This is a genomic window from Paenibacillus sp. Y280 (assembly GCF_056786335.1).
On sequence record NZ_JBXCIW010000008.1, the window covers coordinates 25,012 to 38,250 of the forward strand.

The 13,239-nt window shown below is 48.8% G+C and carries 13 protein-coding genes and 3 riboswitches; of the genes, 2 read left to right on the top strand and 11 right to left on the bottom strand.

The window, feature by feature from the left end:
* Positions 1-62: 62 nt before the first annotated feature.
* The 4 genes from AC1TPC_RS12590 to AC1TPC_RS12605 form a co-directional block, all read right to left on the bottom strand.
* On the bottom strand, positions 63-1,025 hold the full coding sequence (locus AC1TPC_RS12590; RefSeq protein WP_482067197.1) for an aldolase catalytic domain-containing protein: 963 nt from the start codon (positions 1,023-1,025) through the stop codon (positions 63-65).
* Between the two features lie 87 nt (positions 1,026-1,112).
* Positions 1,113-1,691, bottom strand: coding sequence for a hypothetical protein (locus AC1TPC_RS12595; protein ID WP_482067198.1), 579 nt, complete (start codon positions 1,689-1,691; stop codon positions 1,113-1,115).
* Between the two features lie 200 nt (positions 1,692-1,891).
* Positions 1,892-2,638 carry a GTP cyclohydrolase II gene (locus AC1TPC_RS12600; protein ID WP_482067199.1) on the bottom strand — a complete coding sequence of 249 codons (747 nt, stop codon included), beginning with the start codon at positions 2,636-2,638 and terminating at the stop codon, positions 1,892-1,894.
* Between the two features lie 31 nt (positions 2,639-2,669).
* Positions 2,670-3,434 carry a DODA-type extradiol aromatic ring-opening family dioxygenase gene (locus AC1TPC_RS12605; RefSeq protein ID WP_482067200.1) on the bottom strand — a complete coding sequence of 255 codons (765 nt, stop codon included), beginning with the start codon at positions 3,432-3,434 and terminating at the stop codon, positions 2,670-2,672.
* 151 nt (positions 3,435-3,585) lie between these two features.
* Between AC1TPC_RS12605 and AC1TPC_RS12610 the strand changes: the two genes are divergently transcribed.
* On the top strand, positions 3,586-3,909 hold the full coding sequence (locus AC1TPC_RS12610; RefSeq protein ID WP_482067201.1) for a winged helix-turn-helix transcriptional regulator: 324 nt from the start codon (positions 3,586-3,588) through the stop codon (positions 3,907-3,909).
* A gap of 75 nt (positions 3,910-3,984) precedes the next feature.
* On the opposite strand, the gene AC1TPC_RS12615 is transcribed toward AC1TPC_RS12610, so the two are convergent.
* From AC1TPC_RS12615 to AC1TPC_RS12645, 7 genes are all read right to left on the bottom strand, one after another.
* On the bottom strand, positions 3,985-6,312 hold the full coding sequence (locus AC1TPC_RS12615) for a histidine kinase (RefSeq protein ID WP_482067202.1): 2,328 nt from the start codon (positions 6,310-6,312) through the stop codon (positions 3,985-3,987).
* Positions 6,313-6,316: 4 nt separating this feature from the next.
* Complete coding sequence (gene kdpC / locus AC1TPC_RS12620) at positions 6,317-6,925, bottom strand: potassium-transporting ATPase subunit KdpC (protein ID WP_482067203.1); 609 nt, start codon at positions 6,923-6,925, stop codon at positions 6,317-6,319.
* A 29-nt stretch (positions 6,926-6,954) separates the two neighbouring features.
* Positions 6,955-8,988 carry a potassium-transporting ATPase subunit KdpB gene (kdpB, locus tag AC1TPC_RS12625; RefSeq protein ID WP_482067204.1) on the bottom strand — a complete coding sequence of 678 codons (2,034 nt, stop codon included), beginning with the start codon at positions 8,986-8,988 and terminating at the stop codon, positions 6,955-6,957.
* A gap of 18 nt (positions 8,989-9,006) precedes the next feature.
* Positions 9,007-10,686, bottom strand: coding sequence for a potassium-transporting ATPase subunit KdpA (gene kdpA, locus AC1TPC_RS12630; RefSeq protein WP_482067205.1), 1,680 nt, complete (start codon positions 10,684-10,686; stop codon positions 9,007-9,009).
* Between the two features lie 19 nt (positions 10,687-10,705).
* Positions 10,706-10,783, bottom strand: a complete 78-nt coding sequence (kdpF, locus tag AC1TPC_RS12635) for a K(+)-transporting ATPase subunit F (RefSeq protein WP_155971612.1) — start codon at positions 10,781-10,783, stop codon at positions 10,706-10,708.
* A gap of 125 nt (positions 10,784-10,908) precedes the next feature.
* On the bottom strand, positions 10,909-11,307 hold the full coding sequence (locus AC1TPC_RS12640; protein WP_482067206.1) for an NAD-binding protein: 399 nt from the start codon (positions 11,305-11,307) through the stop codon (positions 10,909-10,911).
* A 119-nt stretch (positions 11,308-11,426) separates the two neighbouring features.
* Positions 11,427-11,598, bottom strand: a riboswitch (cyclic di-AMP (ydaO/yuaA leader).
* Positions 11,599-11,690: 92 nt separating this feature from the next.
* Positions 11,691-11,889: riboswitch (cyclic di-AMP (ydaO/yuaA leader) on the bottom strand.
* A 437-nt stretch (positions 11,890-12,326) separates the two neighbouring features.
* Entirely contained in the window at positions 12,327-12,530 is a 204-nt protein-coding gene (locus AC1TPC_RS12645; protein WP_482067207.1) for a hypothetical protein, read from the bottom strand.
* 76 nt (positions 12,531-12,606) lie between these two features.
* Positions 12,607-12,768, top strand: a riboswitch (cyclic di-AMP (ydaO/yuaA leader).
* Positions 12,769-12,773: 5 nt separating this feature from the next.
* On the opposite strand from AC1TPC_RS12645, the gene AC1TPC_RS12650 reads away from it, so the two are divergent.
* A complete protein-coding gene (locus tag AC1TPC_RS12650; protein WP_482067208.1) occupies positions 12,774-13,199 on the top strand; it encodes a hypothetical protein in 426 nt (141 codons plus the stop codon).
* Positions 13,200-13,239: the final 40 nt, after the last annotated feature.

Here is a 13,239-nt window from a genome sequence, read left to right on the forward strand (position 1 = left end):
GCAAACCAAAAAGCACCGTTAAATCTCAATCGAGACTTAACGGTGCTTTTTCGTATTTATTATTATTTGCCGTGAGCGATCTCAGGTGTCGTAAGGCGATCGTAGAACTCAACGCCCTTGTCTTTGTCTTCGGAATCGCGAAGCGCCATCGCGGAGCGAGGATGCTCATCCAAGATGCCCGTAATCATGTACGGGATGATGTAGCCCCACTCTTCCTTCTCGCGAAGCGGAACCATATATTTCTCGATCATGTCGAGTACAGGACGGATGTTGTATTTCGTATTTTGAAGCTCAGCTACAAGCAGCTCCGTGTTGCAGTTGCCGGCTGCGCGGCCCATGCCGTAAACGGAAGCATCAAGAAGCTCAACGCCTCTTTCTGCTGCGAGCAGGGTGTTGGCGAAAGCAAGCTGAAGGTTGTTATGCGCATGAACGCCAAGACGCTTGTTAGGCAGATGCTGACGGAACTTGTCAACGAGGTAGCTCATATCGTTTGGCTTCAAGCTGCCGTAGGAGTCAACCACGTATACGACATCAACAACGCTAGCATTGATTAGCTCAAATGCTTCAACGAGTTGGTTTTCCATCACGTTCGAGAGAGCCATAATGTTCAGTGTCGTTTCGTAGCCGCGATCATGGAATACTTGAACAAGCTCCAGCGCTTTGTCTACATCCTGAATGTAGCAAGCTACCCGAATCAGATCAAGCAAGCTTTCGCTGCGCGGCAAAATATCGTTTTCATCAACGCGGCCGATATCAACAAGTGCAGAAAGCTTTGTATTTCCTTTGTTCGGAATCACTTTTTTCAAGAAATCATCGTTCAGGAAGCGCCAAGGGCCTGCGCTATCCGCACCTTTAAGCAGCTTTGGCGAGTTTTTGTAGCCGATTTCCATATAATCGACGCCGGCTTCATTCAAGCTTTCGTACAAATGTTGAACGAACTCGACACTAAAATCCCAATTATTTACGAGTCCGCCATCGCGGATTGTGCAGTCAACAATTTTACAGTGGCTCGTTTTAGATTGCATGCTTAGATACTCCTTTAATGTGAACATGAGTTCATTTTTTCTCATCATACTTGAAAAGGAACCGGAACGCAAAATAATTTTGTCGTTTTATGGCTGTTTTAAAAGCTTTTCCGCTTCTGCCCGCAGGCCTTCGCGAAACTGTTTTATTGACGCTAATTCCGCTTGTTCTCCGTCCTTCACCGCGATTACTTGATCGCCCGATTCAGCGAGCACATCCAAGAACTGCGCAACTAGGCGTCCCGTCACGGAATCCGGTGCTTCCGCTGCCGTTTTTTTATAGCTCGCCTTCACTTCATCAAGCAGTTTAAAGGTGTCAGTATCATGAATTGGCGTATTGACCAGACCGTTTATATACATGGACATATATTTGTTCACATATTCATTCTGAACGGCTTCCCGCTCTGGCGAGTCCTTGTACTTCGTAACGAATGCTTCAGCGAGCAGCGCCCTTGCAGCCAGCTCATCCCATGTGATAATCAGCCCGCCATCCTTGGCCGCAGCTTTATCGGATTCTTCTGCCATCAACCGGGTGTATGCATTCATCTGCTCCGACACCGATTTCCCATAATGAGCCTGCACACTGTAATCGACGACGGGATAAATAGATCCTTCCACCGTCTCAAGCTTATAGCCGCCTTTGTATGCATGCTGTACGAGCGCACGCACCGCCTCATCTTTAATCGCTAAAGCAGTATCCTCCGTTATAGGCCAAGCTTCCTTCAGCTGAACCTCTTGTTTATTCGATGTGAAAAAAGAATTCGTTAGGTATTAGACGATACGCAAGCTTAAAATGTTCTCGACAAAAAAAGCCGCTCCCTCGCTTATTGCGCAAGAAACGGCTTCTCTTCATTTATGATTATCAGTATTTATTTCACAAGCGAACGCTTCTCTTGTTCAAAATGACCTGATCGACTCTTTTTCGTTTGAATATATTTTTCGTTATAGACCGAGGAATTGCCCCATAGCGATACTCTTCCAGCCACGTTCATGCCTGATTTGCGCAGCGCATCCACTTTGCGCGGATTATTCGTAATGATCGACACCGGCAAGACGCGCAGCAGCTTGAGCACAGCGATCGCATCCGTGTAATCACGCGAATCGTCCGCAAAGCCCAGCTCTGTATTGGCGTCAACCGTGTCGAGACCATCCTCCTGCAGCAAATAAGCAATCGCTTTGCTGAACAAGCCGATTCCACGGCCCTCATGATTCGCTAAGTAAAATAAAGCCCCAGACCCGTGATCGGTTATCATGCGCATCGATTGCTTCAGTTGAAAGCCGCAATCACATCTTGCGCTTCCGAAAATATCGCCCGTATGGCAGATGCTGTGCATCCGAATGAGCGCATCCTCGTTATTTTCAAAATCTCCGTATACGAGAACGCTCGACTGCTGAAGCTCCGCATAGGAGAAGCGATTCAAATCCTCGACAAGCTCCTCCGGTGACTTTTCCTCGCCAGCTTCCTTGCGCAGCCAGCTATACCAATGGAACTTCTTCGTTTCTCCGTCCAGTTCAAGCGGCAGATTAACCGGTCCAATGACATAAATGTCGTCGTTTCCGCTTTGCGTTCGTTTTAATTTATCTTTAATAATAGCTGCAATATTAGGTTTGATCATATTCGTTCACCTTCTCATATAGTATATACGATTAAAATTGCATCGATAAGTAGCTCAGTGTGCCGAACTCATAGCTTCGATAAATGACTTTCGGCGCCGTTTCCACATTGCCGCTTCCAAGCGCTATATATAATGGAACAAAATGCTCTGCGCTAGGTACTGCTATTTTAGCATGCGGGGCAAGCTGTTCATACTGAAATAGAGAATTTATATCATAATTTTTCATTTTTTCTATAAGCCACTCGTCAAATTCAACTGCCCAGCTCTCGGGCTCCTTCTGTCCCCAATTCACCGCCCTCAAATTATGAACAGTTACGCCGCTGCCAATCAGCAAAATATTTTGAGCGCTTAAGCTGCGCAGCGCTTCGCCAATTCGGTATTGCTCCTCGGCGGAGCGATAGGGATTAACGGAAACCTGAACGATTGGAATGTCCGCCTTCGGAAACATATGCTTCAGCATCGTCCACGAGCCATGATCCAGTCCACGCTCTGTATCATATGCAACTGGAATGCTGCTTTCGCTAAGCAGATGGCCAACAAGGGCAGCTACCTTAGTGGAGCCTTTAGCAGGGTATTTAACCTGGTACAGCTCATCCGGAAAGCCGTAAAAGTCGTAAATCGTTTCGTATTCATCATCCTTGGATGAGATCGTAATCGCCTCGGTCTCCCAGTGCGCGGTGAAAATAACGATGGCGTCAGGTGCAAGGCCCGCTCCAGTTTGTTTTAAAAACTGACTATATTTATTTTGCTCGACAGCGAGCATCGGTGATCCATGTGCTAGAAATAACGGATTCAATAGGGTAGTGCCTCCTTGAATATTCAGTTACTATTTGTAACTAATTATAGTTTTATAACTAAAGATAGTCAAGTAATTAACTTTATTCAGGTGTGCTTGTATAAATAAGATATTAAGGTTATACTTATTGGAAGTAAAAGAGGTGATATGCATGGAACAATCTAACCTTTGTCCCCGTTTCCAGAATGGAATGGACATCATTAGCAAACGTTGGACCGGCCTAATCATATTTCAGCTTTTGTCAGGCCCGCAGCGTTTCTGCGCCGTTCAGTCCGCTCTGCCGATCAGCGGCAGGCTGCTGTCGGAGAGATTCAAGGATTTAGAGAATGAAGGAATTGTCGACAGGCATGTCTATCCTGAAATTCCTGTTCGCATAGAATATTCTTTAACGGAGAAAGGCCGTGCACTCGAGCCCATTATCCGTGAAATACAAGTGTGGTCACAGGATTGGATAGAACTGATTACAGAAGCCTGATCCGTTTGAATGGAACAAAGGGAATATCCCGCAAGCGGCCGGTGCTGCTTACAGGATATTCCCTTTGTTTTATCCTTACATTCGATGTTCTTTACCCGCCATCCGATTCGCTACGATAAGCACATCCATATGGCGTCCTGCCTGCAGCAGCTCGCGAACGATATTGCCTCGGAGGATCGAGTACCAAGCTCTACGGTCTGACTGCCCAATGATAAGCTGCGTTGCCTTCGCGCGGCTCGCAGCTGTGAGCAGCGTGCCTGCAATATGCTTCCTACTCTCCGCCTTGGACATTTCGAACACGCCGCCCAGCCGTTCAGTCAGCTTCATTAAAGCATCCCGTTTTTTTATAGCCCCGCTCGTCCAAGGAGCTCCGTGTTCTACATAATGAACAAGCCACTGTGCTTTCAAGCGATAGGCGATACGGAAGCCGCGGCGGATGAGCCGCTCCGCATCAGCATGAATATCGACGCCTACGAATATAACCTCTCTTCTGCGTAAAGCGCCGCGCAGCGTTTGATTGCGGTCCCAAGACTCGAGCCGCTCGTCGACATCATCAGCCAGCTCGCGCAGCGCAAGCTCGCGCAGTGCGATTAAATTACCGGTCGTAAAAAACGCGCCAAGCGCTTGCTCGACTTTATCCTTCGCATAGATTTTGCCCTCGCGCATACGCTGCTGCAGCATTTGCGGCGTGACATCGATCAGCTCTACCTGATCAGCCAGCCGAATAATTGCATCCGGCACCGTCTCTCTCACCCTGACGCCGGTTACCTGCTCAATCGCATCGTTCAAGCTTTCAATATGCTGCACATTCATCGTCGAAACGACGGATATGCCCTTCTCAAGCAAATGAATAACATCCTCATAGCGCTTCTTTCGCAAACTGCCCGGCACATTCGTGTGAGCCAGCTCATCAACCAAGACGACATCCGGATTTCTGCGAATAATCGCTTCTACATCCATCTCCTCAAGCTTTGTCTCGCGGTAATGAATCATTTGGCGCTCGATAACCGGCAGCTCGGCAATCTGCACGGCTGTCTCCTCGCGTCCATGCGTCTCCACCATGCCAACGACGACATCCACTCCTTTGCGCAGCAAAATGTTCGCCTCAGCCAGCATGCGATAGGTTTTTCCAACGCCAGGCGCAGCCCCGATATAGAGGGTAAAATGTCCCCTGCGAATCGACTCCATTTGCTCCTCGCGCTCTTGCTGACTGAACCTATGGAACAATGCTTTCCGCGAATCGCTCCTTTGCTTGACCGGCAAAATCCGCTCGCCTTCATGCTCTGCGCGATCTGCCATTAGAAACAAATCGATCTGCCTAAGCTTGCGCAGCATGCTGTCTACAATCGAGCCCTGCCACAGCTGCTGCCATCTGCTCTGCTTGGAATGTCCCATTACGATTCGCGTAACCTGATGCTCCTCCGCATACTTGACAAGGGCGGACGGCAAGCGCCGCCGGCTATGCAGCGGCTGCTCCTCGAAGCTTCCGCCTACCTTAGCCGTCAGCTTTTTTATAGAAGCTCTAAAAGCTCGCTCCTCCTTGGACCACTTCTTTTGCGGATGGATAAAGGAGACGACAATGATATCCCCGTTGAGCCTTCTCGCAATTTGCTGTCCTCTGCGTACATACAAAGAGCCATTCCAATGATACTGGGCCGTAACCAGAATGCGCTCAGAGGCGCCGGAGGGACCTGTAAGTCCAAGCTCCTCGCGATGCTTCTCAAGCGATTCATTAACCCCCTCTGCGACGAGGCGCAGCGCCAGCTCTCGCAGCACGGCCAAATTTCCGCGCAGCGATATTGCCGGATCAGGCTGCAAGCCGAGCTCCCCCTCCTCAAACCGCGCAAGCATCGTTTCGGGAGAGACGTCGATCAGCCTAACCTCATCGGCGAGTTCGAGCGTATGAGCAGGCACGGTGCACGGCGTGCGAATGCCGGTCCATTTTAAAGCAATCTCATCGACACCCTCCAGCTCGTACACGTTGATCGTCGTAATGACGCTTATGCCCTTGCTGAGAAGATGCAGCACATCCTCCAGCCGTGTCTTGAACGGCGCGCCTTCGCGGTTGCGGTGAGCGAGTCCGTCAACAAGAACCACCTCGGCATTCCGCTCAAGCAGCGCGTCCAGATCCAGATCCTCCTGCTCCGCTCCATCCTTGGACCAATGGATACTTTGCACCCGCTCGAACGATTCCGCCTGCTCAAGCGTTTCCGCACGCAGAAGCGTTGCCGCGCAGAGAACCACATCGATCCCGTCCTGCTTCAGTTGACATCCTTCACGCAGCATATGGTACGTTTTGCCCGAGCCGCTCACTGCGCCTATTAATATTTTCAATCTTCCCTGATGCAGCTTTGCTATGGAGAGCAGCAGCTCCTCAGGCGTCTTCCTCTTTAGCGGAGCCATACGGCTATCCCCCCAGCAATGCAGACAATGCTAAATTCAGCTTCAGCACATTTACCCTTTCATCACCGAACACGACTAAGTCGCGGCCTTCCGTATTCGCTTTGACCAGCTGCTCAAGCTCGGAAATGGACACACCTGTTAGCTTGCTGATTCTGTCGATCTGTACAACAGCGGATTGCGGCGTGATGTGCGGATCAAGCCCGGAGCCTGAGTTTGTAACGAGCGCAATCGGCAGGTCGCTAATCAGCACTTCGGGATTTTGCGTCTTCCAAGCCTCGATTGAGGCTTTCATTCTCTCAAGCAATGCTGGATTCGATGGACCAAAGTTGTTCGAGCCGGAGCTCGCCGCATTATTGTCAATGCTCGATACCCGTCCTTGGAACCATTTAGGATCAGTGAAATTTTGACCGATCAGCTCAGAGCCTACCACTTGCCCGGAGCTGTCCTCAATAAGGCTGCCGTTTGCTTGCTTCGGGAACAGCAGCTGGGCTGCTCCCGTACTGACCAGCGGATAAATAATACCGCAAAGAATCATAAACAATACGCTTATTCGTAAAGGTACCAAAAGGTTTGATAACTGAAAGCGCGAACTGCTTTTTATTTGATCATTCATATTCGCATTCCTTCTTTCATTATTTCGTATTAAATCCACAAATGCACAGCAAAGTCGATAAGCTTAATTCCGATGAACGGGACGATGACGCCGCCTAGTCCATAAATGAATACGTTGCGGCTAAGCAGTCTAGCACCGCTCATCGGCTTGTAGGCTACACCTCTAATAGCAAGAGGGATAAGCAGCGGGATAATGATGGCGTTAAAAATAAGAGCTGACAGGATCGCAGAGAGCGGAGAACCCAAATTCATAATATTGAGCACGCCCATCTCCGGAATCGCGAGCATAAACATCGCTGGAATGATCGCAAAATATTTGGCAACGTCATTCGCGATACTAAACGTTGTTAGAGCGCCTCTCGTCATTAGCAATTGCTTGCCGATGGCAACAACCTCGATGATTTTGGAGGGATCGGAATCCAGATCTACCATATTGGCTGCTTCCTTCGCGGCAATCGTTCCGCTGTTCATCGCTAGGCCAACGTCCGCTTGCGCAAGCGCAGGCGCATCGTTTGTGCCGTCGCCCGTCATCGCAACCATCTTGCCGTCCGCTTGCTCGCGCTTGATAACGGCAATTTTGTCCTCCGGCTTGCTCTCGGCAATAAAATCATCCACTCCCGCTTCTCGGGCAATGGTAGCAGCCGTTAGCGGATTGTCGCCCGTACACATAATTGTTTTGATGCCCATCTCGCGAAGCTGCTCGAATCTCTCTTTCATCCCCGGCTTCACGGTGTCCTTCAAATAAATAACGCCAAATATTTGACTGTCAACCGCTACCGCGAGCGGCGTTCCGCCTAATGTTGCGATCGTATTCGAAATATGCTCCAGATCGGAAGGAATACTGCCCCCTTGTGCCGTTACCCATTTGCGAACAGCATCGACAGACCCTTTGCGAACGTGGCGTCCATCCGTCAAATCGATGCCGCTCATCCGCGTTTCTGCTTTAAACTCTACAAACTCGCCGCCTTCGGCAAGCGATGCGTCATAGCTCATGCCCTGCTTCTTCATCCATTCGAGCACGGATCTGCCCTCTGGCGTTTCATCCTTTAGCGAGCTGATCGCTGCCCATTCCGAAAGCGTCTGAATATTGCTGCCTGTGACGGGAACAAGCTCGCTTGCCATCCGGTTGCCGAATGTAATCGTACCTGTCTTATCCAAAATCATCGTATTAATATCGCCTGCTGCCTCAACGGCTTTACCTGACATCGCCAGTACATTGAACTGGGTAACCCGGTCCATGCCCGCGATCCCAATCGCGGATAACAAGCCGCCAATTGTCGTCGGAATGAGACAAACAAGCAACGCGATTAGTACAGGTATTTCCAATTGAATATCCAAATATTTAGCGATAGGCTGCAAGGTTACGACGACGATTAAAAAGATGATCGTCAAGCTCGTCAGCAGCGTATTCAGAGCGATTTCGTTTGGCGTTTTTTGACGTTTTGCCCCTTCAACGAGCGCAATCATCCGGTCGATAAATGACTCGCCCGGCTCGCTCGTCATCCGCACCTTTATCCGGTCGCTGACTACCCGTGTTCCACCCGTTACAGAGCTGAAATCGCCGCCTGCTTCTTTAATAACAGGAGCCGATTCTCCCGTAATGGCCGATTCATCTACCGAAGCCAAGCCTTCAATGACCTCTCCGTCGCCGGGAATCATTTCGCCTTGGGAGACGATAACGATGTCTCCCTTGCGCAGCTCCGTCGAGGAGACGACCTTTACAGAGTCGCCGACCAGCTTGTTCGCGCTCATTTCCTGCTTGGATTTCTTAAGTGAATTCGCTTGAGCCTTGCCCCTGCCCTCCGCAATTGCCTCGGCAAAATTGGCGAACAGCAGCGTAAACAGCAAAATGAAAAATACCGTTACATTAAAGCCGATTCGCTCCTCCGAATCAAAGTAAGCGGGGAACAACGCCATCAGCAGCACGATAAATGTACCTGCCTCAACGACAAACATAACCGGGTTTTTCATCATAAGAGCTGGATTTAATTTGATAAAGCTATCAAGCACAGCGCGCTTAACCGCAGCTGCGGGCAGCAGCTTCTTCTTCTGGTTACTATTCATTATCATTCACCTCATCCGTTAGCGGAGTGTCAAATATTCTGCGACCGGCCCAAGCACGATGACCGGCAAAAAGGTTAGCGCACCGATTAAAAGCACAGTGCCGATTAATAATCCGGTAAATAGTCCATTATCCGTGCGGAATGTGCCAATCGTCTCCGGCACAGGCTGCTTGCGTACGAGCGAACCCGCAACTGCCAGCATCGCGATCATTGAAATATAGCGGCCCATCAGCATGACAAGCCCTGTGCTAATATTCCAAAATGGCGTGTTGTCGCCTAGTCCCTCAAACCCGGAGCCATTGTTCGCTGCCGAGGATGTAAATTCATACAGCACTTGACTTATGCCATGGAAGCCCGGATTTGTGATGGCTCCTTTGCCTAGATCCGTCATAAAGGCGATTGCTGTTGGCACTAGTATAATGAAAGGATGGGTAAGAATAGCGACCGCAATAAGCTTCATTTCTCGCGGCTCTATTTTTCGACCCAGAAATTCCGGCGTTCGTCCGACCATCAGCCCGCATATGAACACGGCGAGTATCGCATACATAAGCATGTTGATAAGTCCGACACCCTTGCCGCCAAAAACGACATTCAGCATCATCTCGCCAAGCGGCACCAAGCCGCCGAGCGGCGTAAGCGTATCATGCATATTGTTAACGGTACCGGTCGTCGCTGCCGCTGTCACCGTTGTGAACAATGCGGATTGCGCGATGCCGAACCGTACTTCCTTGCCTTCCATGCTGCCTTGCGAAGCATCGATTCCAAGCGCGCTTATCGCTGGATTGCCTGTTTTCTCCGACGTGTAGGCTACGCTCAGGAACACGAGGAACAGACACATCATCGCTGTGAACACAACCCAGCCTTGCTTTTTGTTTTTGGCGAATAGGCCGAAGGTGTAAGGCAGTGCAGCGGGCAGCGCCCACATCGATAAAATCTGGATGACGTTCGTCAGCGGATTCGGATTCTCAAAGGGATGCGCCGAGTTGGCGCCAAAAAATCCGCCGCCGTTCGTTCCCAAATGCTTAATCGACTCCAGCGAAGCGACAGGACCAATCGCAATTTGCTGCATCGCGCCCTCTAGCGTTTTGACCGTCAATGTCGGATCAAGCGTCTGCGGCACTTGAAGGGCAACGAGCACAAGCGTGATGACAAAAGCAACCGGAAGAAAAATTCGCGTATGCGCTTTGACGAAGTCCTCGAAAAAGTTGCCTATCGTTTGCCCTTTGCTCGTAATGCCGCGGACGAATGCGATCGCAACCGAGAAGCCCGTAGCCGCTGACGTAAACATCATCATCATGATGACCGCCATTTGCGAGAAATAGGATAAGGCGCTTTCCCCGCTGTAATGCTGCAGGTTCGTATTCGTTATAAAGCTGATGACCGTATTAAACGTAAGCGTCGGCTCCATGCTCCCCATCCCGTTCGGATTAAATGGAAGCGCGTTTTGCAAACGCAGAATCAAATAGCTGAAAGCTACCAATATGATATTGGTTGCGATAAAGCTAATTGCGTACATTTTCCAGCTCATGCCCTCTCGCCGCTTTAAACCTATGATTTTATAGATAAGCCGCTCAGAGCCTCCGAACACCTTGTCTAAGCGATTATGCTCATTCGAGAATACGTGATAGACGTAGGTTCCTAATGGCTTAACTAGCAATAACAGAATCGCAATGACGATCAGCAATTGAAAAATATCCATCGTAGATGATCCTCCTCCATTAAAACTTTTCCGGATGAATTAAGGCATAGATGAGATAAACGAAAACAAATAAAGCCATAACCATCACGATAATCATTCGCTTCCGCCTCCCGTTTGGTCGATTACGCTGCCGCACCAAGTCAAAAATCCGTAAAATAAACCAAAGCAGGTTAGCAAAGCGATGATCATATAAACATCCTGCATATTGAATTCCCTCCTGCATTATTTGTGACTTAAAAGAAAACCGACTTCACCGGTTTGCGAGTATACGATATGGTCCGCACCGAGCCCCTTGTAAACGGCCCGCGGATTCCACTGCTGCGTGATCACGTAGATCGGCTTGGTCGTCCAAGTCCGGCAGCAATGGACAAAGCGGCAGCTTAGTGCAAAGCTGCTCTCGAATATGAAAACATCTTGAATCGGATAATGCGGCGGCTGCCAGCTTTGGCGATCATTTGTATTGATATAATGCACGCCCATGATCCCTTGCTTGCGGAGCTGCTTCTCCTCCTGCTTGCTATTCGTCAGGACGATAAATTTCATTTGATGAAACATTAAAGTTCGAATAAATGATTTGCCGGATTCGTTGAATCCAGCTACGATAATATGCTCTTCCAACAACTTGCTTATCCTCCATTTGGTAAAAAAGGTAACAAAAAGAAGCCTTGGGATAAGAGGAACCAATCCCGCGGCTTCTTATGCCCGCAGCTAAAATAAGCCGCGGGAAGCGCGATGGCTGTTGCCTCTCTCGAGTACACTTACGAGGTTAGCTGTCGGATTCGGGCCTTGAGAGTTGCCCTACGCCTGGCTGCTGCCAAGCGATTCACCCCATGAAGCAAAGAGCGTACATACACGCCTTTTCTTCGTTGGTTCCCCCGTTCCTGCTGCTGCAGGATTCAGCAAATTAAAACCATTTCAAGCAGCTGCTCTGTTTTTGGGCAGCAAAAAACCACAGAGGCTTATGACACTCTGTGGTCGACATTAATCGATCACAAGCTTCATCATTCCTCTCTAATCCACGCTTACGAGGTTAGCTGTCGGATTCGGGCGGTGAGAGTCGCCCTACTTTGACCAGTATCCATGGCACCAGTCAAAGATTCACCCCTGCTCTACGGCCGTTCGACTCTCACATCGAACATGCGCAAAGCTCATTTATTGGTTCCCCCGTTTTCCGCATTCACGGAAACTCAGCGATCAGCAAATCGAAACTTATTAGTAAATCCTGTATCGAATCTTACTCCTCGCTATCGCCACTGTAAAGAGAGCCCGCTGGCGAATTTAGCTAATTTCAGACCCCCAGAACGTTTCGCAGCGCTTACATAGAATTCGATCTCGATATATCTCACTATTTCTACGTTTTACTCCTATTTTCGAAAATAATGATATGCACTCACAAGCCACTTTTCAGCGGAAATAATCAGATTTTTCTAAAGAGTAGAATAGATGAGAATGAACGAGTTATCCAGCGAATTAAGCTTTTTTTATTAAGATATTGATAGTTTTTCTTGTAAAATGGCTAAAGGATGCCATATCCCGAAATACAACTGTTTTACAATGATCGCTTTCGGGTTTACTATAGACGGCATGCCTGAATATGGCAGTTAACCTCGCAAGCGAACTGGAGGAGAGATTACGAACGATCACGCAATCAGAAGCCATTCATGAAACAATTCCAGTGAATCTAGTAGAGCAGCTGTGGGAACTCCCGTGCTATCCAAGCCCGTTTCGATGATAAAGGACGTGCGAGTTTTATATTTATTTGCAGCCGCAGCCTTGAGCTTGACGGATTCTCGTTCATCTTGTTCAACCGGTAAATCCGAATGGGATGAGACTGTTTTATTCAAACAAGCAATCTCGTACATATCATTGTTTTAATTCGAAAGATTTACAGATAAGCAATTAGGGATTATAATGAAGAGTACACTATTAACGCTGAATTTTTCGAATGAAAAAGCGGGGGAACCAACGCTAACGTTTTCTAACGTTTTGCAAGGGGTGAATCCAGGGATTTGTAACCCTGGTAGGGCATTCTCTCTAGCCCGAATCCGACAGCTAACCTCGTAAGCGAACAAAGGAGAGATTTTTTCATGTTGACCAATTGTGCAAATCATTTGCACCTTTTCACGGAACAGACCCCTTCTTTATCCGTCACACGAATCGAGCTATTCGTCATCCCTGCTCTCGCAGTCGATTCTGCAGGCCACCGCATTTGTCTCCGTTTAACAAGTGATCAAGGATTCGGCTGGAGCGAGCTGTTTGCGAGCGACACCGAAGATTCGATTGACTTGGAACGATGGAGCGATCTGCTCCAAAGCTTTATCGGCAGCGTCTCTCTTCCGCCTCTACACCATTTTCAATACGACAAAACGGATGAGGACGGACGTATTCTCGACCTATTCGCCTCTGCAGTCAATCATGTCCTGGCACAATCCGCCGATTCGTCTCCGTACAACAGCGATCTTGAAGAATCTGTTTTGCGTCAACGTTCTGTCTCCTATGTTTCTTTGGATTGACTGATTTCATGACCAAAAATAGACAGTCCAGAACTAGCAC

Coding starts and splice junctions, on each gene's coding strand:
- AC1TPC_RS12590 (WP_482067197.1), bottom strand. CDS start 1,025: ATGCAATCTAAAACGAGCCACTGTAAAATTGTTGACTGCACAATCCGC.
- AC1TPC_RS12600 (WP_482067199.1), bottom strand. CDS start 2,638: ATGATCAAACCTAATATTGCAGCTATTATTAAAGATAAATTAAAACGA.
- AC1TPC_RS12610 (WP_482067201.1), top strand. CDS start 3,586: ATGGAACAATCTAACCTTTGTCCCCGTTTCCAGAATGGAATGGACATC.
- AC1TPC_RS12615 (WP_482067202.1), bottom strand. CDS start 6,312: ATGGCTCCGCTAAAGAGGAAGACGCCTGAGGAGCTGCTGCTCTCCATA.
- kdpC (WP_482067203.1), bottom strand. CDS start 6,925: ATGAATGATCAAATAAAAAGCAGTTCGCGCTTTCAGTTATCAAACCTT.
- kdpB (WP_482067204.1), bottom strand. CDS start 8,988: ATGAATAGTAACCAGAAGAAGAAGCTGCTGCCCGCAGCTGCGGTTAAG.
- kdpA (WP_482067205.1), bottom strand. CDS start 10,686: ATGGATATTTTTCAATTGCTGATCGTCATTGCGATTCTGTTATTGCTA.
- kdpF (WP_155971612.1), bottom strand. CDS start 10,783: ATGATTATCGTGATGGTTATGGCTTTATTTGTTTTCGTTTATCTCATC.
- AC1TPC_RS12650 (WP_482067208.1), top strand. CDS start 12,774: ATGTTGACCAATTGTGCAAATCATTTGCACCTTTTCACGGAACAGACC.